Here is a 21,120-nt window from a genome sequence, read left to right as displayed (position 1 = left end):
TATTTTTAAGATGCTAACATAATAGTTTCTTTGTAGTCAGTTTTATTTCAATTATTTAAAAGACGATAAAGATGGGAATTGAGAATTTTATAACTTTTATGTTGACTGCATTGGTTTTTGTAATGACACCCGGAATTGATACCGTATTTGTGTTAAATAAATCGATTGTACAAGGAAGAAAATCTGGCGTACAAGCTGCATTCGGAATAAATACAGGTGTTTTAGCGCATACTGTATTTGCTGCTTTAGGTTTGTCTGTATTATTGTCTAAATCTGATGTTGCTTTTACAGCAATTAAATATATTGGGTTTGTTTACTTAATTTATTTAGGATTTTTAAAGCTTAAGAACAATAAAGAAGTTTTAAATATTACGAATAATACATCAAAAAATAAAAAAGTAAAAAGCGATTTTTGGTCAGGATTTTTAACTAACACGTTAAACCCTAAAGTTGCATTATTCTTTTTAGCGTTCTTTCCCCAGTTTATTGCACCAGATCAAATAGAAAATCCAGTTCCTTTTATATTATTAGGTATCACTTTTGCGCTTATTGGTACCGTTTGGTATTTAGGTTTAACCTTTTTTGCAACTACTTTTACAGATAAAATTAAAAACAACCCTAATTTTAATAGATACTTAAATAAGATAAGCGGAATTGTTTTTATCTTAATGGGTATTAAAATAATACTCACTTAATACCACGTAGACCATTATATGATATAATGGCTTATTTTAGAGAACAGAAGTAGTATTTTATATAAAACTCGTAAAAAGCAAGTTTGTAAAAGTGTCAAAATTGTCATAAAAATGAAATTTTATGAGCCTATTGTTGTATTAATAAAAATACTAATTTTTTTTGTAATTAAACTTGTAGGACAATCAAAAAATTATAAATTAGCCGAGTATAAAATAAAAATAATTTCAACTTCAATTTACCTTGGTAAAAGAAGATATTCCTCCCGTAATTATTTTTTATACGTTTAGAAGATTTTTTTAAGTATCAATTACGTTATCGTATTTTAAGTGTTAAATTTTAAAATTTACTACTTTAAGTGTGATTTTCGATGGCGAAGCCATAAAATACCCCCAGATAAATACCCCAATTTTATACTATTGTATATACTCCTAATTGAAGGATGTATTCGTATATGCAAATTTTCCCCTAAAGATTTCTAAGTACTTGTATCAATAGTATTTAATAGAATTATATAAATGGAGATAATAAGAATAAAATAGCGTGAATACATTAAAAAAAAGAAAAGAAGAAGTAAAGTGGTTTGCTGTTTATACAAGACCTAAAACTGAAAAAAAAGTAGAGGAAAGACTTTCTGCTGCTGGATTTGATACTTTTTTACCATTACAAACGGTAGAAAAAAAATGGAGTGACCGGAAAAAAAGAATGAAAGTACCATTAATAAATTCTTATGTATTTGTAAAATCAACCTGTAAAAATTTGGGACAGATCTATTCAATACCTGGGGTTATTAATATTTTAAAATATTTAGGAAATTATGCGGTTGTTAAAGATTCTGAAATTGAAAATTTAAGAATATTGTCTACAAACAGTCATTTTAAAACAACTATCCGTTCTATACCCGTTCATGTTGTTAAAGGGGCAAAAGTTACGGTTGCAGAAGGCCCTTTTAAAGGTTTATATGGGGTTTACCAAGATAAAGCAGGTAAAAATAAGGTAATTATTGTTATGGAAACTTTAGGTAGTTGTGTAGAAGTAACGTTGCCTTTAAAATGCTTGCAAACAGTTTAGTTTAAGTTTATTATGTTGGTGATAAATAAAATAGTTTTTATTTAATAAAACATATTGTTATGAGTTTATTTAAAAAAACGTTAAGAGTTGTATTAGTTTTTACTATTGGGGTTACTCTAATTGCTGTAGTACAATTTGTAATGTTTACTTAAAGAGAATTTTTTTAAGTAAAAAAAAGTTATGTCTAGATTTTTACTGAATTTACTAATTGCAGAAATTAGTAAAGAGGACAGAATTTATCTATTTTTTTCTTAAATTAAAGATAAAAATAAGTTGATTTTTTTAGTGGTTTAATTGATATTATTAAGTCTTTTTAAAAGAAAAGATAAAAGTACTTCTACATAAATGTATTTAAACTTTATAGTAAAAAGTACTAAAAAAAAAGAATGACAAGTTTAAAGAAAAAAAGTTTAACAGGTCTTATTTGGGATTTTGTTGGTAAGTTAGGATTGCAAGGTGTTGGCTTTTTTGTTTCAATTATTTTGGCAAGAATTTTATTGCCAGAAGATTTTGGATTGTTAGCTATAATTACAGTTTTTATAAATCTAGCAAATGTGTTTTTAGATTTTGGATTTAGCACAGCGTTGGTACAACGAAGTAAAGTAACTGAAGAACATTATGCTTCAGTTTTTTTTATGAATGTAATTATGGGTTTTTTTTTAGCAGGACTCGTTTTTTTAGCAGCTCCTTTTGTTGCAAACTTTTATGAAAAAGAGGTGTTAACAGACTTAATTAAAGTTATGTCTTTAAGTTTTGTAATAAATTCTTTTGGTAATGTAACAAGAGCTTATTTAAGAAGAGCAATGAATTTTAAATTAATGTCTATTACAAGTCTTATATCTGCTTTTATTAGTGGTTTTATTGCGGTATTTATGGCTTATAATGGTTTTGGTATATGGAGTTTAGTTACACAAATATTAATTTCTGAAATACTTAATAATACTTTAATTTATTTTTTAAGTAAATTTAGATTTAAATTAGTTTTTAGTATTACAGCAGTAAAAGAATTATGGGGTTTTAGTTCCAAAATTTTTTTAACAGGAATTCTAGATACAATTTTTATCAATTTAGATTCTTTGATAATAGGAAAAATTTTAAATCCTGTAACTTTAGGTTATTATTATAGGTCAAAGTCTTTAGAAAATTTTTCATTTAGATATACAGCAACTACTTTGTCTAATATATTATTACCTAGTTTAAGTTCAATTAAAAATGAACCAATTTTTTATAAAACTACTGTTTTAAAACTTTTTAAACTTATATCATTTATATCTTTTTTAGCCTGTGGTTTACTATTGGTGGGAGCACATGAAATTATTGTACTGTTATTTTCAGAAAAATGGGAACCTTCTGTTATACTATTTCAAATAATTATATTTGGAGCTTTTGCTCCACAGATTTTTAATTTGTTTTATAATATTTTATTAAGCAAAGGATTATCTGGTTTGTATCTAAAGATTAACATATTTAATAAAGTGTTGTTTTTTGCAAATTTTGGTTTCTTATTTTATGCAAACTTAAATAGTTATTTAATAGGTTTTGTTTGTGCTCAAATTCTTGTTTTTATTACAGGTTTAATTATAATTTCAAAAAAAATAAATTTTAAAAACCAACTCTATTTTATTTCTATTAAAAACATAGCCATTTATTTAATTTCGTTAGCAATTGTTCTTACGCTAAAGAGTTATTTTTACTTGCAAATTTTGCTGTTAGATCTTATAATATTTACAACTACTTTTTTAGGTGTGTTTTTAGCTTTTTATTTTTTATTTATGAAGAATGATTTTATTCTAATAATTAATGAAATAAAAGAATTATTAAATATTAAAAAGAAGAATGCTTAAAAATAAGGCTAATCTTAAATACTTTCTTAACCAAGATGCTAAAGCTAATGATATTGTTATTTTAAATGGTTACGAAAGGTTTTTAACAATATTTACTCCTAATTTATTATGGTTATTTATTAAGTATTTAAGACATTATGAGTATTATTTAAATGCAAATAAAAAGGATATATTATCTAGAATAAAAAGAAAGTATTATTTAGTTAAATACAAAAAACTTAGCTATAAATTAGGCTTTTCTATACCACCAAATGTTTTTGGACCAGGTGTAAGAATACCACATTACGGAACAATAGTAATTCATCCTTTTGTAAAAATAGGAGCTAATTGTGTAATACAAACTGGGGTTAATATTGGTGTTAATAATGGAGGCGTTCCTACTCTTGGAGATAATGTATATATTGGTCCGGGGGCAAAATTATTTGGTAATATAATAATAGGTAATGATGTTGCAATTGGTGCAAATACAGTTGTAACAAAATCTTTTTCGCAATCGAATATAACTATTGTTGGTGTTCCTGCTAAAATAATAAAGAATCAAAAGGCAGATGAAAGATAAAGCATCCTTAAAAATATTAATAGTTACGGCATCCTATTTTCACTCTAATTATGGTGGTGGTCAAGTCTACGTAAAGAATATTGTTAATGAAATGATTGCACAAAATTTAGATGTATCTATTGCAACACCTGGTACTGATGCAAAAGTAGTAAGTTACTATCAAGAGAAACCAGTATATACTTTTACAGACAAAATGTTGGAAGATGGTTTAATGGGGGTAAAAAAACTTATAACAAAAATTAATCCATCTATTGTACATGTCCATGGTTTTAAAGAACCTTTTTCTTTGGCATGTAAATCATTAAAAATTCCTTGTATTGTTACAGCACATCATGGTGGTTTAATTTGTCCTGCAGGAGCATTATTAAATTCTAAAGATAAAATATGTAATGTTAAGGCATCAGATAGCAACTGTTTACCTTGTGTTTTAAGAAATGTAAAAGGAGGAACCTTTACTTTTTCTATACAAAAAATAATTCCTTTTAAACTAAGGTTATCTATTGGTAAGTGGTTAAAAAAAATACCTTTTATTTATTTTATTACGCCTATTGGTACAACTACGCTTTCTATTGAGAATAAAAAAAGGGAATGGAAAAAAATATATACCAATGCAAGTTTATTAATAGCTCCATCAATTGCAATTAAAGATGCTATGTTACGCAATGGAGCTTCTAAAAATAAAATAAAAGTTATTCCACATGGAATACCAATTAATATAAAAGACAACAGCGCTATTTTAGAAGAGAATATAGAAGCTTCTAAAAAAAATAAACGTGTAAAATTCTTTTATGTAGGGAGGATTTGTAAAGAAAAGGGAGTGCATATTATGTTAGAGGCTTTTAGTGATTTAAAAGTACCAGCAGAGATTCATATTATTGGAGGAACAGGAAATAGTAAAGAAGAAAAGTATTATAGATTTTTGAAAAAAAAATATAAAAATCACGATAATATTTTTTGGTACGGTAAAGTGCCACCAGAAAAGGTTAATGAAAAAATTAAAATGTTTGATATTATGATTCATCCTGCATTTTTTTTAGAGGTATTTGGTCTTACTATAGCAGAATCTTTATCAATGGGAAAACCTGTTATAGCAACAAAATGTGGAGGGGCAGAAATGCAAATTAAACATAAAGAAAATGGTTTATTAATACCCCCAAATGATGTTAATGCTCTAAAGGAGAAAATGAAAGAAATATTAGAATGTCCGGATTTATTAATAAAATTAAAAAAAAATACAGGTGTAAATGTAAATTCAATAAACAATCACGTAAAAGATTTGGTTAAAATTTATAAACCTTTAGTAAAGAGGTAAAGCATTGGCTAAGAGAGATATTAATATTGATATAGCTAAAGGATTAGGTGTTTTTTTAGTTATTTTAGGTCATAATTTAGCGAATGAAAAGTTAGGTGTCGGTAAATTAATTTATAGTTTTCACATGCCTTTGTTTTTTATGTTAGCAGGCATATTTCATAAACAAGATAATGGAATTGTAACTTTACTTAAATCAAAAGGTAAAAGGTTGTTATTACCATTTGTATTTTTCTCTTTATTTCATTACTTTTTTTATTTGGCTTGGGCTTTTTGTTTTACGGGAGTAGATAATTTTGAGTTTAATATAATTTATAAAATAATACCGTATAAAGACGCTATTTCTATTCCGTTATGGTTTTTTATATCGCTCTTTGAGATTTTAATTATTTACTTTTTGGTACTAAAAAAAATAAATACAATTTGGTTAAGAATGTTTGTTGTATTTATACTTAGTTGGCTTAGTTATTTTATTAGTCAAATGAATTTGCCGTTTTATTATAATTATTTTCATATTTTTTCATCATTTTCTATGTTAATATTTTATGCAATCGGACATGATTTTTTTAATGTTTTAAAAACGAAATGGTTGCCAAAAAATAATTATTTAAAAGTTTGTTCATTTTTTTTAATTAGTAGTCTATTATATTTTATTAATAGTTTTTTTAAAGGAATAGATATCAATTCTAATACATTTAAGACGCCCTTTTTTATTTATATAACTTCTGCTATTATGGGTATTTACGCATTATGGATTTTATCTAACTTAATAAATAAAACAGTCTTTTTATCTAAATTTTGGGCTTATATAGGAAAAAATTCTCTAGGTATTTTTGCTATTCATTTAGCGTTATTTGAGTTTTCTCGTCCATTAGTAAATTTAATAATATCAAAAGAGATCTTTTTAAACAATTTAATGGGCGCTTTTATTACGTTAACCTTAGCAATTATTTTAAACACAATTTTAAAAAAAGTTGTACCATTTGTTTATGGCTTATAAACGATTATGAAAAAGATTTTAATAGATATTAATTCTGTAGTACCTTATTTATTAACAGGTAAAACAACAGGAGTTGGTAGAACTACCTTAGAGTTAATAGATTCGTTTTCTAAAATGATAGAACAGTTGCCTTTTCAAATTATTTTATATTCTCAAAACATGAAGGGGGTAGGAGCTAAACATTTTGTAGATTTCTATAAAACGAAGCATTTGTACTTACCACATAGAGAATCTATAAATAAAATAATGGCAAAATTACCTATAAAAGAAAGTTTTTCTAAATATGATTTAATGCATATACCGCATAATTTTGCTCATATTTATAAACCAGAAAAGGCTATTATTACTTTACATGATGCCTTATTTATGAGAATACAAGAAAAAGCATATAATCATAACCAAATGGTTCAAGACGTGCCTCCATTAATGCAGCAATGCAAAGGTATTATAACCTGTTCTAAAGCTTCTAAAAAAGATATTATTGAAACAATGCAGATAGAACCATCTAAAATTGATGTTGTTTATTGGGGAGTAAAGCACAATGTATTTTACAAATTACCAAATAATGAATTATTAAAAAGAAGAATTAAGGCTGTAGTTAAAACAGAATCGCCTTACTTTTTAAGTGTTTCTTGTAATGCAGAACGTAAAAATACTCATAAATTAGTAGAAGCATATATACAATTGTCTAAGCAATTACCTATAAATGATTTAGTATTACTTTGGGGTAATCCACCTGATTTTGTCTTAGAAATGATAGATAAATCTAAATGTAAAGAAAGAATTCATTTTATTTCTAATATTACAGATACCGAGTTGTGTTTAGTTTATAACGGTGCAACAGCTTTGGTGTTTCCTTCTTCTTATGAAGGGTTTGGTTTACCTGTTTTAGAAGCTATGGCATGTGGTTGTGCTGTAGTTACTTGCAATAATAGCTCTTTAAAAGAAGTAGGAGGTAATGCCGCTTTGTATTTAAAGTATTCAGAAACAGAGGATATTTTTGAAAAACTAGAACAATTTGAAAATAAGAATTTTGATTTAGATAAAATTAAAGAACAGGGTTTTTTACAAGCATCAAAATTTAATTGGACAGATACTGCTTTAAAATATATTTCTATTTACAATAAACACCTTGATATTAATTAGTGTGATGAAAATTGTATATGTAATTGATTCATTAGAAAATTCTGGAGGTATGGAGCGTGTTCTTACTTCTAAAGCAAATTGGCTTGCATCTAAAAAAGAGTTTGATGTAACTATTATATCTAGAAGAGCTAATAAAGATGGGTGTTTTTTTGAGTTAAATAAAAATGTAATTGTTGATAGTTTAAACTTAACCCCAACTAACAATAAAATTTTAAATCTATTATTTAAAACAGATAAGAATAGGTTTAAAAAAGAATTGACAAAAAAGTTATTACAATTAAAACCAGACATTACCATAAGCCTGTTTGGTGATGAGTATGAGTTTTTACATACCATTAAGGATGGAAGTAAGAAGATACTCGAATTTCATTTTTCTAAAAATTATTTAACCCATTTAATGGATAATATTCCAAATTTATCCTTTAGAAAATTTAGAAAATTATATGCTCGTTATCTTCAGTACAAACAACAAAGAGTCGTTTTAAAATATGATAAGTTTGTTTTGTTAACAGAAAAAGATCAGTCACTTTGGCAAAAACCATCCAATAGTTTGGTAATTTCTAATCCTTTGTCTTTTTCTTCTGATAAAAAGTCTGATGGGCAGCAAAAAGAAATTATAGCCATTGGTAGATTTATAGCTCAAAAAGGTTTTGATTTATTGATTAATGCATTTCGTTTAATTACAAAAAACAATCCAGATTGGAAATTAACAATTTATGGAGAAGGACAAGATAAAGACTATTTATTAGACCTAATAAATCGTTATCATTTACAAAAAGTAATTTTATTAAAATCACCATCAAAAAAAATAAAAGAAGCATTATTAAATAGTTCTATACTGGCTTTTTCATCAAGATACGAAGGTTTTGGGTTGGTATTAACAGAGGCAATGGAATGTGGTTTACCATGTGTTGCTTTTGATTGCGAATGTGGTCCTTCAGAAATTATTTCTCATAAAAAAGATGGTTATTTAGTAAGCGATTTTAACATAGATTTTTTTGCTAAAAACTTAGAATATTTAATGGTTAATAATAAAGAAAGATTGTTGATGGGGCAAAATGCATCCAAAAATGTAAAACAATTCCATATTGATAAAATCATGATAAAATGGACAGAATTATTTAAAGATATTATATGAATATTTTATTACTTAACAATATTTCTATAATTTATTATATGATGGTATTGCTTTCTTTAAAACAGTTTTTATACCTACAAATTTAAATGGCTATAGGATTAAGTTTATTGGCATTTTTGCTTATAATTATTTATGGTTTTGAATATGCCTTTATGGGTAAAACGTATGCTGTAAGTACTACTTGGAATAAAAGAATAAAATTTAAGGTAAACGCTCAACAACGTTTTGTTTTATTATTACTGGCAACAGCTATTGTACAGGCAGGTGCTTTTTCTGCGTTACTGTTATTAGTTTGGATGGGGTTGTTGATAGGAATATTATTTAGGTATGGTATTCAAATGTTTTCATCGCCAATGCTAAAAATTTATGCATTGTATTTGTGTTGGCTATTGTTTTCATTGGTTTTAACCTCAGAAAAAGGATATGGTTTTCGTGTATTAGCAAAATATTTATTTCCTTTTTTAGTAGTATTAGTGGTTTCTTCGGTAAAAATTACAGACATATTTTTTATAAAAGCGCTAAAAGTTAGTTTTATAGCTGGTGTTATAATAAATAGCTGCATAGTATCAATGAAAATTTTACCAATCTATGCTATATACAATCCTATTTTGTGGTGGCAACCTGCGGTGATAGATGTAAATCCTTTTTTTATAGCTTCTGGTTTATTGTTGTATAAGTTTTCAAAAAAAAAACAGATCCTATTTGCAATACTACTTTTTATCAGTATTCCAATAGTAGAGAGTGTAAGAACAGGGTTAATAGGTATAGGTGTCTTTTTTTTAGCAGTATCTTTTTTTAAGTATAAATTAAAGGCTTTACCTGTGTTTGTATTAATAGTAGCCAGTTTTATAGCATCTATTTTATTTGTGCCTACGGTAAGAAATAAAATGTTTAGGCACACTTTTAATAGTGCAGAAGAGGTTATTAATATGAGTAGTAATTTATCGCCAGATAGTATTGATAGTAATGGACGTTTTGCTATGTGGGAATGGAGTTTAAATACTTTTTATGAAGGAAATAAGTTTATGGGAGCTGGTATAGGACAAATGCAGGCTCGTTTTTATTCTGGCAACCATCCTTTCGGAATTATAAAAATAGCTCATAACGATTATCTACAAATTATTTGTGATACAGGCCAAATAGGATTGTTTTTATATATGCTTATAATTATAAGTTTTGTTTGGCATGCTTTTATAATTTATAATGATAAAAAAAATAATGTATTAGCAAGACAAGCTGCTTTTATTGCAGGTACTTCTTTGTGTGGTATTATGGCAACTGCGTTTACAGATAATGTTATCAATTATTCATTAATTACCTTAAGTTATCCTTATGCCTTTTTTGGTTTTGCATTGGTAATGAAATCTAAAAGAAAGTAATTCTAATATGAAAATAAGTGTAGTTATTCCTCTATATAATAAAAAAGATAGCATTATTGCTACTATTCAAACGGTTTTAAGCCAAACGATTCTTCCTGAAGAAATAGTGGTTGTTAATGATGGTTCTACAGATGGTTCTGATGCTATTGTAACTCAATTTAACCATTCTTTGGTGAGGTTAATAGATCAAAAAAATGCAGGTGTTGCTGCTGCTCGTAATAAAGGAATTGAAAAAGCTAAACATGAATGGATTGCATTCTTAGATGCAGATGATATATGGAATATAAATTATTTAAAAGAAATTAAAGCTTTGGCAGCACAATTTCCTTATTGCAATGTTTTAGCAACAGCTTATGAAATGCAAGATTATAAAGGGAATAAAACGTCTCTAAAATTAAATAAAATTCCGTTTAAGGAAGATGCCGGAATTTTAATAAATTATTTTGAAGTTGCCTGCTGTTCACATCCACCACTTTGGTCTTCTGCAATTGTGATTAAAAAAAGGGCTTTACAAGATATTGAAGGTTTTCCTTTAGGTATAAAATCTGGTGAAGATTTATTAACATGGGCAAAATTGGCAGTTAAAAATAAGATTGCTTATAATTTAAATCCATTAGCTGTTTTTGTACAAGATAGTGCCCATACATATGATGATAAACCTAATAGAATTCCAGAAAATATAGATGTTGTAGGTAGGGAGTTAAGTAGTTTGTATAAAAAAAACAAGAATATAATTTGTTTGAAAAATTATATTTCTTCTTGGAAAAAAATGAGAGCTTCTATTTACTTAAGATTAGGTTTAAGATCTAAATCGGTAAAAGCTGCTTTAGAGGCTATATATTATAATCCATTTAATAAAATGGTATATGTTTATTTATGCCTAACAGTGGTTCCTAATAAAATTTTACATAGAGTTTTAAAGATTAACAAATAATTTAATGAAAGTATTAATTTTTCATCCTGCTTTAGCGCCTTATAGAGTAGATTTTTTTAACTCTTTAAACGATTTTTATGCTACATCATTTTATTTTAGTTTAAAAAATGTTAGTGATCAAAAATTTGATCAAGAAAATTTAAAATCGCTTTGTAATTTTAAATGTAATTATGTTTCTAATGGTTTTGAAATTTTAGGAAGATCAATAAGAACAGGTATTTTTTCAATCATAAAAAAAGAAAGTCCAGATATTATTTTTTGTTCTGAATATAGTCAAATTACATTATTAGCATTTCTATATTGTAAAATATATAATCCAAAAATTAAAATTTATACTTTAAGTGATGACAGTATAAGTAACTCTAAAGACAGAAAAGGGTTGAGATTGTTTTTTAGAAATTTTATTTCTAAAAACATTAATGGAGTTGTATTTACAAGTAAAGAAGTTTCTACATGGTATAAAAATAATATTAGTAGTAAAACTACAACACTTAATTTTCCGGTTATTCATTCAGAAAAATCATTAAGAGTAAAATATTTAAAAGCCATAAATCAAGCAAATCTTAATATAGATACATATCAATTAAAAGAGAAAAAAATATTGCTTTATGTAGGGAGGTTAGTTGAGGTTAAAAATTTGTTTTTTTTAATAAAATGCTTTTCTAATATAAAAGGAAAAGATAAAAAACTGGTAATTGTTGGTGATGGACCGTTGCAAGAAAAATTAGAACAACTTGCAGAAGAATTAAACATTTTAGACAAAGTATTATTTATTGGTAGAAAAGAAGGTGTAGAGTTATATAACTGGTATATTTTTTCTCAATTATTTGTTTTACCCAGTACTTACGAACCTTTTGGGGCAGTTGTTAATGAGGCCTTAGTTGGTGGTTGTAACGTTTTGTGTTCTAATTTAGCAGGTGCATCTTCATTAATAAATGATAAAAACGGATTGTTGTTTAATCCTAAAAAAGAAAATGATTTATCAACCAAATTAAACAAAGCTTTTGAAAACACAGAGCCTATAAACAGCAATATTACTGCATTAAGAGAAAGTAAAATGCCATTTACTTTTAATCAAAAAATGCAAGAATTGTTACAAAATATTTAATATTCTCTTTTAGTATACTAAGAAAATAAAATTATAAATAAATTATGCTCTTTAATTCCTGGCAGTATATCTTCTTTTTTTTAGGGGTATTAGTTATTTACTTTTCAATAAAACATAAATGGCGAATACATTTTCTGTTTATTGCTTCTTATCTTTTTTATTCAGTTTGGAGTTGGAAATTTGCGTTGTTAATGTTTGGGGTAAGTATTTTAAATTTTTTTTGTGGCAAGAAAATATTTTACGCTTCTACTAAAAAAGCAAAAAAGAAATGGTTTACAATAGCATTGGTATTTTCATTATTGCCATTGTTTTATTTTAAATATGCCAATTTTTTTATCGATTCGTTTTCTAATTTGGCTAATTATTTTGGGGTAAATAGTAATAAATATGTTTTAAATGTAATTCTACCTGTGGGTATTTCTTTTTTTACTTTTCAGGCATTAAGTTATTCTATAGACATTTATAGAAAAAGAGTGGGATTAGAAACGAGTTTAATTAGGTTTACAACCTATGTTGCTTTTTTTCCGCAATTGGTTGCAGGACCTATAGAACGTTCTACAAACTTGTTGCAACAATTTTATGAAAAACACGAGTTTGATGTTAAAATATTTGTAGAAGGTGGTAAATTATTTATTTGGGGATTATTTAAAAAAATAGTAATTGCAGATAGATTAGCGCTTTATTCAGACTCGGTTTTTAATAACCCTGAAGCACATTCTGGCACAACATTAATAGTAGCAACTGTATTTTTTACTTTTCAAATTTATTGTGACTTTAGTGGTTATTCTGATATGGCAATTGGAAGTGCACGTATGTTGGGGTTTCGTTTAATGCAGAATTTTAATTTACCCTATTTATCTAATTCAATAGGTGAGTTTTGGAAACGCTGGCACATTTCCTTATCAACTTGGTTTAGTGATTATGTTTATATCCCTTTAGGAGGAAACCGTGTTTCAATAAAGCGTTGGGTATTTAATATTTTGGTGGTTTTTTTATTAAGTGGTCTTTGGCATGGAGCCAATTTTACATTTGTTATATGGGGAGCGTTACATGCATTTTATTATCTAATAGAATTTATAGGTAAAAAAATGTTAACGATTGCTGGGGGTAAGCATTTAATGGAAAAAGGGTACTATAAGTTTTTTAAAATTGTTATTGTTTTTACACTAGTTTGTTTTGCTTGGATTTTTTTTAGAGCAAATTCTGTTTCAGACGCTTTTTTAATTATTACAAAAATTGGTAGTTTTTCTGGACATTTATGGACGGGTGTATCATCTGTAACAACAGTTCTTTCTGTACTATTAATATTACTTTTAGTTAGTGTACAAATTTTACAATTTTACAATATAGTACCAATTTATTTTTCTAAAACAAAATTGCCATGGTTTGTTCAATGGCTGTCTTATGCTTTCTTGTTAATTACAATTGCGTTGTTTGGCATGTCATCAAATGCTTTTATTTATTTTCAATTTTAAATTTATGATTAAAAAGCATAGTAGTAATAAATCTCTAAAAGAGTATTTAAAAAAAGGATTATTATTTCTATTACTACTTATAATTTTAGATAATGGAATTAACTATTTTTTATTAAACGGACTGCATCAATATTATGGTTTGTATAATAAAAATAAAATTGCGCTTGTTGGTCACTCTCATTTAATGTTGGGTATTGATAAGGTAAAAATGGAAAAAGAACTTCATGTAAATATTTCTAAATACACTAGAGAAGGTGTAAATATTGTTGAAAGAGATTTAATGATTAATCAATTATTAAAAAGTAATCAACAATTAAAACTAATAGTGTATGCTGTTGATGCTTGGATGTTTACCGGAGAAGGTTTAAGCCAGAACTCGTACAAACAGTTTTATCCTTTTATGGGAGAAAATACCATTAACAATTATGTGTATAAAAATGCCTCGTTAGAAGATTATTGGCAACATCGTTTAATAAAATTATCAAGATATAATGAAGGGTTAGTTAGCGGTAGCTTTAGAGGGTATTTAAAAAGTTGGGATAATTTAAAAGTTGGTGTTGTAGATACAATTACTTTAGACTCTGATATTAAAAAAGGTAATTTTAGAAGGATTGTTTCTTCCTCTAAAAACAGAAGAATATTTGAGAACACCATAAAAAAAATATCAGAAAAAAACATTAAAACAATATTGTTATATGTTCCTACAACATCTAGATACAATAATGCCGAAATGGAAAAATTTAACTTAGAGATTGCGTATTTTAAAAGTATTGAATCTAAGTTTAAAAATGTTAAGTTTTTGGATTATAGCGTTTTATATAGTTCTACTACTAGTTTGTTTTACGATAGAATACACTTAAACCCAAAAGGACAAAAATTAGTTACCAATAGTTTTATAGAATATTTACAAACACATTTTACTACAAATTAATAAGAGTTAAGGTTTCTTAAAACCACGTTTTAAGAAGTACACAATTTTATTTTAAAGCTATAATTTAACCTTTATATACATTATTTAGGCAATTAAAGTTACAAAACAGAACGCTAACTTTAAAAGCAAAGTTTTGGCATATTGTACAACATGCTAAGACTTAATTTTAAGATTTACAGAGGTTAAAGGTATGCTTTCTTTTATTGTTGTGTTATAAAATGATGCCAAAACAACAAGTCTTTTAAAAGAAAATAAATAATGATTAAAAAAATAGTATTCCTTTTACATCTTCCACCGCCTGTGCATGGTTCGTCTATGGTAGGTCAGTTTATAAAAGAAAGCAATTTAATTAATACACGTTTTGAAACCAAATATATAGACTTAGGTACATCAAAAACTATTGATGAAATAGGTAAAAATCCATTCGGAAAAATTTTAAGGTATTTGTCTATTGTTTTTCAGTCTTTTAAACATTTTTTAGTTTATAAACCAGACTTAATATATTTAGCAATTACTGCAAAAGGTTTTGGTTTTTATAAAGATGTTGTTATTGTTTTTTTAGTAAAATGTTTCAGAATTCCATTAGTACTTCATTTTCATAACAAAGGTGTACATACTAAACAAGATAAAAAGTTTGATGATTTTTTGTATCGAAAGGTATTTAAAAACACAAAAGTAATTCTATTATCTAAGTATTTGTATTATGATATTAAAAAGTATGTTAATGAAAGTGATGTATATTATTGTGCTAATGGTATACCTGGAATAGATAAAGATATTGTTAGTAAATCAATAAAAAACGAAATACCAAAACTTTTGTTTTTATCTAACCTTATTGAGTCTAAAGGAGTAATTGTGTTGCTAAAGGCTCTAAAAATATTAGCTACTAAAGGTGTAGATTTTACATGCAATTTTGTTGGAGGAGAAGGAGATATATCAAAAGATGTATTTACAGAAAGAGTAAAAGAACTTCAACTAGAAAAACAGGTGTTTTATCTAGGTAAAAAGTACAATAGTGATAAAACAATAATTTTTAATAATTCGGATATTTTTGTTTTGCCTTCATATAATGATTGTTTCCCTTTAGTCTTGTTAGAGGCTTCTCAGTTTGGTTTGCCAATGGTTGCTACTTTAGAAGGAGCAATACCAGAGATTATAGAAAATGGCATAAATGGCTTTTTGGTAACACAAAAAAATGTAGAGGATTTGGCAGAAAAGTTAGAAGTGTTAATAAGTAATTCTGCTCTTAGAAATAGTATGGGGATGGCTGCTAAACAAAAATATGAACAGTCTTATACCTTAAAACAATTTGAAAATAATTTGCTAAATATTTTAAATTCCATTGATAAGAAAAAGAAGATATGATAAAATTAAAAGACGTAATTGTAAAGGTCTATTCTAAAGACTTAGAAGAGCTGTCACTTTTTAATACAAAAAAAATAATCAATACTATAAACCCTCATTCTTATTGTGAAGCAAAAAAGGATAACCTTTTTAGTAAAGCTCTTAATGAAAGTGATGTGATTTTACCAGACGGAACTGGAATTGTATTGGCGGCTAAAGTAATTCAGGGTAAAACTATAAAAAAGATTGCAGGTGCAGATTTACATCAGTTTTTATTAGAAAAGGCACAGGCAAAAAAGTTAAATGTTTTTTATTTAGGAGCATCAGAAAATACATTAGGTTTAATTAGAGAGAGAGTGCGTAAAGAATTTCCTGCCATTACTGTAAATACTTATTCTCCTCCTTATAAGCCTGCTTTTTCTCTAGAGGATAATGAGAACATGATAGCAGCTGTAAATAAATTTAATCCGGATATATTATTTGTAGGTATGACGGCTCCAAAACAAGAAAAATGGGTAGATACCAATAAAGCATTTCTTAATGTAAAGGTTATTACTTGTATTGGTGCAGTATTCGATTTTTATGCAGGCACTGTAAAACGATCTAGTCCATTTTGGATAAAATTAGGGTTAGAATGGTTGCCCAGACTATTAAAAGAACCCAAACGTTTGTGGAGACGTAATTTTGTATCTACACCACTTTTTTTATTGGATTTGGTAAAAGCCAAAATTTTTTAAATTAGAAAGTAACCAAAAGAAAATCAACTAAAACAACTAAAAATGCTACAACAAGTCTTGTCTAATTTAACGGTAGTAAGCATACTAGCTGTTATTAATTCGCTTTTATTAGTGTACTACGTAATACCTAAAATAAGTTGGGTAATTATAACCCGTAATTTAAATGAAAAACCAAATGAACGGAGTTCTCATAAAGGAGCAACACCTACTATGGCAGGTGTAGCCTTTTTTATTACTTTAATCATGACATTGTTTTTTATTCAATATTACGACACAGAACATATTGGATTAAATTTAATAGCTAGTGCTACACTGATTTTTATGGTAGGAGTTAAAGATGATTTGGTGGTATCTTCTCCAAAAGCAAAGCTTTTTATGGAGGCATTAGCAGTATTGTTTCTGTTTTTTCATAATGCTTTAGAAAGTAGTAATTTAAATGGTTTCTTAGGCATTTTTGAAATACCATTATGGTTTGTGTACATAGCTAGCACAATATTGGTATTAACTATTATAAATGCTTATAATTTAATTGATGGTATAGATGGTTTGGCTTCTATTATTGCTATTATAATTTTTAGTGTATTTGCCTTAATTTTTTATAGCATTAACTTATTCTTCTATTATTTAGTTTGTTTAAGTTTTATAGGCATGCTATTCGCATACTTGTTTTTTAATTTTTCAACAAAGAATAAAATTTTTATGGGAGATACAGGCTCTCTATTAATTGGTTTTTGTATTGCTTTTTTGTCTTTAAGGTTTATGGCAATAGACGTTAATTTATATAGCCATTTTACTTTTAAGCCAGAAAACGGATTCTTTATTTTAATGGCTATTCTATGCATTCCTTTGTTTGATATGTTAAGAGTTATAGGAGTACGATTATTACATAATAAAAGCCCTTTTTACCCAGACAGAAATCATTCACATCATGTTTTAATAGATTTTGGCATGTCTCACTTTAAAGCAACTATGTTGTTAGGTTTTATAAACTACATGTTTGTAATCTTAATTATAATATTAGGAACCTTCTTAAATAGTTTTAAAATGTTAGCAGTGTTTTTTATTGCTTTCGGGTTGTTTTTACTGCTTTTCTATAAATTAAAAAGAAGCATTAATGCAGCACGTTTAAAAGTAGTAAAGTAGATTAATAAAGCAGAAGTATATATATCAATAAAAAATAAAAAAGGAAACACAATAAAACTGTGTTTACAAGAAAAAAATAAATAACTTTTATCAACAATTAAATAAAAACAATAAAAAATGAAGTACATATATTTAACGTTTACCTTGCTTTTAATACTTGCAACCTCTTGTGTTTCTAAAAATAAGGTAGTGTATTTTGGAAATACTAATGGAATTGAAATAAATAATATACTGCAACAGTATGAACCTACTATTCAAAAAGACGATTTGTTAAGTATAACTGTATCTGCTACAAATGCAGAAGCCGTTTTACCATTTAATTTGTACGAAACTCCTGTTTCAGGAAATTCAGCAGTAGGTTCCAAACCTTTGGCTTATTTGGTAAATTCTAACGGAGAAATTAAGTTTCCTGTTTTGGGTCTTTTAAAAGTTACAGGGATAACTACCGATGCTCTAAGCACTTTGTTGTCTAATAAATTATCACAATACATAACCAATCCTATTGTAAATATTAGTACCACTAATTTTAAAGTAACAGTATTAGGAGAGGTAAATAAGCCAGGTACATACAATGTATCAAATCAGCGAATTACCATTGTAGAAGCTTTAGGGTTAGCGGGAGATTTAACAATTAATGGAAATAGATTAAATATAACATTGATAAGAGAGAAAAATGGACAACGTTTTTTTATCCCCATAGATATTACTAATAAAGAATTATTTAATTCACCTTATTATTACTTATCTCAAAATGATCTTATTTATGTAGAGCCTAATAAAACTAAAATAAACTCCTCCGTTATTGGTGCAAATACCAGTATTATTTTTGCTTCAATTACAACATTAGTATCCATTATTGCCATTTTAACAAGATAAATAGGTTTTAAATTATGCAAAAAGAGACATCTTTAAATTATATATTTCAGGAAGAAGAGCCTATAAATATACGAGAACAATTAGAAAAATATTTATTTCATTGGAAATGGTTTGTAGTAACTATAGTACTTGCACTCGCAATGGCGTATGCATATTCTTATTACATACCTAATAAATATAGGGTAGCTACTTCTATTTTAATTGGTGATGAAAGTATTGGCGGTTTATCTAGTGAGCTTTCTGCTTTTAAAGATTTAGGTTTAATAGGTGGAGGTAAAAAATCAATAGAAAATGAAATAGGTATTTTAAAATCGTATACGCTAATGGAGCGTGTTGTAAAAGAACTAGGAGTACATATTAGTTTTTATAAAGAAGATAGAGTTCGTAATACAGAAATTTACAATACCGAAGTACCTTTTAAAATAGCTTTTTTTTCTAAAGAAAAAATGTATTCTTTAAATACTTCCTTTACCATTCGTTCACTTTCTGCTTCACAGTTTGAAATTGTTTTAGATGATGGAAGTGCACAAAAACATGTGTTTGGAGAAAATGTAAGTACAAAATTTGGAGACATAACAGTAACGCCTACTAACACCAAAAATATTCATATAAATGAAGTAGTAAGGGTTGTAATTTCACCACTAAAAAATGTTGTAGATGGTTTAAGAGGTGCTCTTCAAGTAGGTTTAATATTTGAAAAATCTAGTTTATTAGAACTTAGTTTAATTACTCAAAATAAAGAAAAAGCAACAGCTATTTTAAATGAATTAGTACAGCAATATAATAGAGACGCTGTTGCCGATAAAAACTTAATTGGTAATAATACAAGTACTTTTATTAATGAACGTTTGGCAGTTATTGAAAAAGATTTATCTGCCGTAGATAAAGGGGTAGAAGATTTTAAATCTAACAATAGATTAACAGGTATTCCTACAGAGTCTATGTTGGTTTTAAAAAGCAATGAAGAGTTAAGAAAAAAAATTATAGGGCTAAATACACAAATAAGATTAACGGACTATGTAATGGCATATATAACCGAAAATAAAGACAATTTAATTCCTCCTAATTTAGGTTTAAATGATGGTAGTGTAGATGCTAATACGGTACAATATAATGCGTTAATTTTAGAGCGAAATAGAATATTAAAAGGTTCTAGTGATATTAACCCAATAATTGTAAACTTAAATTCTCAAATAGCACAATTAAGAGCAAGTATTTCACAAGGACTTGTAAATTTAAAATCATCTTTAACAATTTCGTTAAATGATGCTAAAGAGGCAGAAAGTAAGGTAAACTCTAGAATGGTGTCTGTGCCAAAACAAGAAAGAGAGTTTAGAGATATTCAGAGACAACAACAAATTATAGAAAGTTTGTATTTGTATTTATTACAAAAAAGAGAAGAAAATGCCATTTCATTAGCTGTTACAGTTCCTAATGCTAAGGTAATTGATACTGCAAGAGGTAGTGATGTTCCTATAAGTCCTAAACGTAAAGTTATTTATATGATGGCACTAGCATTAGGACTAGCTATACCAATTGCAGTAATTTATTTGATGTTTTTATTTGATAATAAAGTACATAATAGTAAAGAGGTAGAAGCTATTGTTAAAGCTCCTCTTTTAGGTGAAATACCTAATACTAAAGATACAGAAAAAGTTGTTGTACATAAAGATGACAGAAGTGGTATTGCCGAATCTTTTAGAATGATTCGTACAAATTTAGATTTTATGTTAGCAGGCGTAAGAGGACGCGGAAAAACCATTTTTGTATCTTCTACAGTAACTAACGAAGGGAAAACGTTTATTGCTTTAAATTTAGCATCTGTATTAGTACTTTCAAATAAAAAAGTATTATTAATAGGTGCAGATATTAGAAAACCTCGTTTTGAAGAATATTTAAATATAAAATTAGGTAAAGGTCTTACGCATTATTTAACAGACAGCTCTTTAAAGGTTTCTGATGTTATTGAGCATGTAGAAGCTCTTAATATTGATGTTTTACATTCTGGAGTTATACCTCCAAATCCATCAGAATTATTAAGTAACGGACGTTTTGAAGATGTTTTAGCATACGGAAAAGAACATTACGATTTTGTAATTGTAGATACTGCTCCTGTAAAATTAGTAACTGATACCATGTTATTGGGTAAAAATGCAGATTTATTTATTTATACCATTAGAGCAAATTATTCCGATAAAAGATTGTTAGAAATTCCGGCAAAATTATACAAGGAAAAACGATTTCCTAATCTTGCTGTTTTATTAAATGATGTTGATGTAGAAAGGGGCTATGGCTATGGTTATGGTTACGGAGAAGTTGAGGTTAAAAAGCCTTGGTGGAAAAAACGATGAAATAATTGCTTTACCAAAAACTAGAGTAGTAAAATTTTAATGTATTGTTGTTTAACCAAAAAAAGTTCAGTTTAACTGAACT

The 21,120-nt window shown here is 27.0% G+C and carries 18 protein-coding genes; all 18 read left to right on the top strand.

The genetic code is table 11. From position 1 onward, the window contains the following. Nucleotides 1-71 precede the first annotated feature (71 nt). The 18 genes from GQR92_RS02910 to GQR92_RS02825 all read left to right on the top strand — a co-directional run bounded on the left by GQR92_RS02910 (nt 72) and on the right by GQR92_RS02825 (nt 21,038). Nucleotides 72-695, top strand: coding sequence for a LysE family translocator (locus tag GQR92_RS02910; RefSeq protein WP_158837716.1), 624 nt, complete (start codon nt 72-74; stop codon nt 693-695). Nucleotides 696-1,236: 541 nt separating this feature from the next. Continuing rightward, nucleotides 1,237-1,764, top strand: a complete 528-nt coding sequence (locus GQR92_RS02905) for a UpxY family transcription antiterminator (protein WP_158837715.1) — start codon at nt 1,237-1,239, stop codon at nt 1,762-1,764. Nucleotides 1,765-2,150: 386 nt separating this feature from the next. Next, a complete protein-coding gene (locus GQR92_RS02900; protein ID WP_158837714.1) occupies nt 2,151-3,608 on the top strand; it encodes a lipopolysaccharide biosynthesis protein in 1,458 nt (485 codons plus the stop codon). After that, on the top strand, nt 3,601-4,167 hold the full coding sequence (locus tag GQR92_RS02895; RefSeq protein WP_158837713.1) for a serine O-acetyltransferase: 567 nt from the start codon (nt 3,601-3,603) through the stop codon (nt 4,165-4,167). The genes GQR92_RS02900 and GQR92_RS02895 overlap by 8 nt, the downstream gene beginning before the upstream one ends. Then, nucleotides 4,157-5,479, top strand: a complete 1,323-nt coding sequence (locus GQR92_RS02890; RefSeq protein ID WP_158837712.1) for a glycosyltransferase family 4 protein — start codon at nt 4,157-4,159, stop codon at nt 5,477-5,479. The genes GQR92_RS02895 and GQR92_RS02890 overlap by 11 nt, the downstream gene beginning before the upstream one ends. Before the next feature lie 4 nt (nt 5,480-5,483). After that, nucleotides 5,484-6,476 carry an acyltransferase family protein gene (locus tag GQR92_RS02885; protein WP_158837711.1) on the top strand — a complete coding sequence of 331 codons (993 nt, stop codon included), beginning with the start codon at nt 5,484-5,486 and terminating at the stop codon, nt 6,474-6,476. 6 nt (nt 6,477-6,482) lie between these two features. Beyond that, on the top strand, nt 6,483-7,622 hold the full coding sequence (locus GQR92_RS02880; RefSeq protein WP_158837710.1) for a glycosyltransferase family 4 protein: 1,140 nt from the start codon (nt 6,483-6,485) through the stop codon (nt 7,620-7,622). A gap of 4 nt (nt 7,623-7,626) precedes the next feature. Beyond that, entirely contained in the window at nt 7,627-8,760 is a 1,134-nt protein-coding gene (locus tag GQR92_RS02875; protein WP_233269977.1) for a glycosyltransferase family 4 protein, read from the top strand. A gap of 86 nt (nt 8,761-8,846) precedes the next feature. Next, nucleotides 8,847-10,139 (top strand): O-antigen ligase family protein, encoded by a 1,293-nt coding sequence (locus GQR92_RS02870; RefSeq protein WP_158837708.1) that lies wholly within the window; start codon nt 8,847-8,849, stop codon nt 10,137-10,139. A gap of 7 nt (nt 10,140-10,146) precedes the next feature. After that, nucleotides 10,147-11,073 carry a glycosyltransferase family 2 protein gene (locus GQR92_RS02865; protein WP_158837707.1) on the top strand — a complete coding sequence of 309 codons (927 nt, stop codon included), beginning with the start codon at nt 10,147-10,149 and terminating at the stop codon, nt 11,071-11,073. 4 nt (nt 11,074-11,077) lie between these two features. Continuing rightward, nucleotides 11,078-12,181 (top strand): glycosyltransferase, encoded by a 1,104-nt coding sequence (locus tag GQR92_RS02860; protein WP_158837706.1) that lies wholly within the window; start codon nt 11,078-11,080, stop codon nt 12,179-12,181. A 191-nt stretch (nt 12,182-12,372) separates the two neighbouring features. Then, nucleotides 12,373-13,656, top strand: coding sequence for an MBOAT family O-acyltransferase (locus GQR92_RS02855; RefSeq protein ID WP_233269976.1), 1,284 nt, complete (start codon nt 12,373-12,375; stop codon nt 13,654-13,656). Between the two features lie 4 nt (nt 13,657-13,660). Beyond that, nucleotides 13,661-14,587 carry a hypothetical protein gene (locus tag GQR92_RS02850; RefSeq protein WP_158837704.1) on the top strand — a complete coding sequence of 309 codons (927 nt, stop codon included), beginning with the start codon at nt 13,661-13,663 and terminating at the stop codon, nt 14,585-14,587. A 258-nt stretch (nt 14,588-14,845) separates the two neighbouring features. Then, nucleotides 14,846-15,952 (top strand): glycosyltransferase family 4 protein, encoded by a 1,107-nt coding sequence (locus GQR92_RS02845; RefSeq protein WP_233269974.1) that lies wholly within the window; start codon nt 14,846-14,848, stop codon nt 15,950-15,952. Next, nucleotides 15,949-16,668, top strand: a complete 720-nt coding sequence (locus tag GQR92_RS02840; RefSeq protein WP_158837703.1) for a WecB/TagA/CpsF family glycosyltransferase — start codon at nt 15,949-15,951, stop codon at nt 16,666-16,668. The genes GQR92_RS02845 and GQR92_RS02840 overlap by 4 nt, the downstream gene beginning before the upstream one ends. Nucleotides 16,669-16,710: 42 nt before the next feature. After that, nucleotides 16,711-17,811: an MraY family glycosyltransferase gene (locus tag GQR92_RS02835; protein WP_158837702.1), complete on the top strand. Its 1,101-nt coding sequence runs from the start codon at nt 16,711-16,713 to the stop codon at nt 17,809-17,811. A 117-nt stretch (nt 17,812-17,928) separates the two neighbouring features. Further along, nucleotides 17,929-18,687: a polysaccharide biosynthesis/export family protein gene (locus tag GQR92_RS02830; protein WP_105048742.1), complete on the top strand. Its 759-nt coding sequence runs from the start codon at nt 17,929-17,931 to the stop codon at nt 18,685-18,687. Nucleotides 18,688-18,701: 14 nt separating this feature from the next. Continuing rightward, complete coding sequence (locus GQR92_RS02825; RefSeq protein ID WP_158837701.1) at nt 18,702-21,038, top strand: GumC family protein; 2,337 nt, start codon at nt 18,702-18,704, stop codon at nt 21,036-21,038. The last annotated feature ends 82 nt before the right edge of the window (nt 21,039-21,120 follow it).

This window comes from Polaribacter sp. L3A8 (assembly GCF_009796785.1).
Lineage (GTDB): Bacteria > Bacteroidota > Bacteroidia > Flavobacteriales > Flavobacteriaceae > Polaribacter.
The sequence above is the reverse complement of the archived record's forward strand: the minus strand, read 5'-3'. Positions and strand labels throughout refer to the sequence as shown.

What these genes read in the sequence shown, in the direction of transcription:
- GQR92_RS02910 (WP_158837716.1), top strand. Translation starts at nt 72, where the DNA reads ATGGGAATTGAGAATTTTATAACTTTTATGTTGACTGCATTGGTTTTT.
- GQR92_RS02900 (WP_158837714.1), top strand. Translation starts at nt 2,151, where the DNA reads ATGACAAGTTTAAAGAAAAAAAGTTTAACAGGTCTTATTTGGGATTTT.
- GQR92_RS02895 (WP_158837713.1), top strand. Translation starts at nt 3,601, where the DNA reads ATGCTTAAAAATAAGGCTAATCTTAAATACTTTCTTAACCAAGATGCT.
- GQR92_RS02890 (WP_158837712.1), top strand. Translation starts at nt 4,157, where the DNA reads ATGAAAGATAAAGCATCCTTAAAAATATTAATAGTTACGGCATCCTAT.
- GQR92_RS02880 (WP_158837710.1), top strand. Translation starts at nt 6,483, where the DNA reads ATGAAAAAGATTTTAATAGATATTAATTCTGTAGTACCTTATTTATTA.
- GQR92_RS02875 (WP_233269977.1), top strand. Translation starts at nt 7,627, where the DNA reads ATGAAAATTGTATATGTAATTGATTCATTAGAAAATTCTGGAGGTATG.
- GQR92_RS02870 (WP_158837708.1), top strand. Translation starts at nt 8,847, where the DNA reads ATGGCTATAGGATTAAGTTTATTGGCATTTTTGCTTATAATTATTTAT.
- GQR92_RS02865 (WP_158837707.1), top strand. Translation starts at nt 10,147, where the DNA reads ATGAAAATAAGTGTAGTTATTCCTCTATATAATAAAAAAGATAGCATT.
- GQR92_RS02860 (WP_158837706.1), top strand. Translation starts at nt 11,078, where the DNA reads ATGAAAGTATTAATTTTTCATCCTGCTTTAGCGCCTTATAGAGTAGAT.
- GQR92_RS02855 (WP_233269976.1), top strand. Translation starts at nt 12,373, where the DNA reads ATGTTTGGGGTAAGTATTTTAAATTTTTTTTGTGGCAAGAAAATATTT.
- GQR92_RS02850 (WP_158837704.1), top strand. Translation starts at nt 13,661, where the DNA reads ATGATTAAAAAGCATAGTAGTAATAAATCTCTAAAAGAGTATTTAAAA.
- GQR92_RS02845 (WP_233269974.1), top strand. Translation starts at nt 14,846, where the DNA reads ATGATTAAAAAAATAGTATTCCTTTTACATCTTCCACCGCCTGTGCAT.
- GQR92_RS02840 (WP_158837703.1), top strand. Translation starts at nt 15,949, where the DNA reads ATGATAAAATTAAAAGACGTAATTGTAAAGGTCTATTCTAAAGACTTA.
- GQR92_RS02835 (WP_158837702.1), top strand. Translation starts at nt 16,711, where the DNA reads ATGCTACAACAAGTCTTGTCTAATTTAACGGTAGTAAGCATACTAGCT.
- GQR92_RS02830 (WP_105048742.1), top strand. Translation starts at nt 17,929, where the DNA reads ATGAAGTACATATATTTAACGTTTACCTTGCTTTTAATACTTGCAACC.
- GQR92_RS02825 (WP_158837701.1), top strand. Translation starts at nt 18,702, where the DNA reads ATGCAAAAAGAGACATCTTTAAATTATATATTTCAGGAAGAAGAGCCT.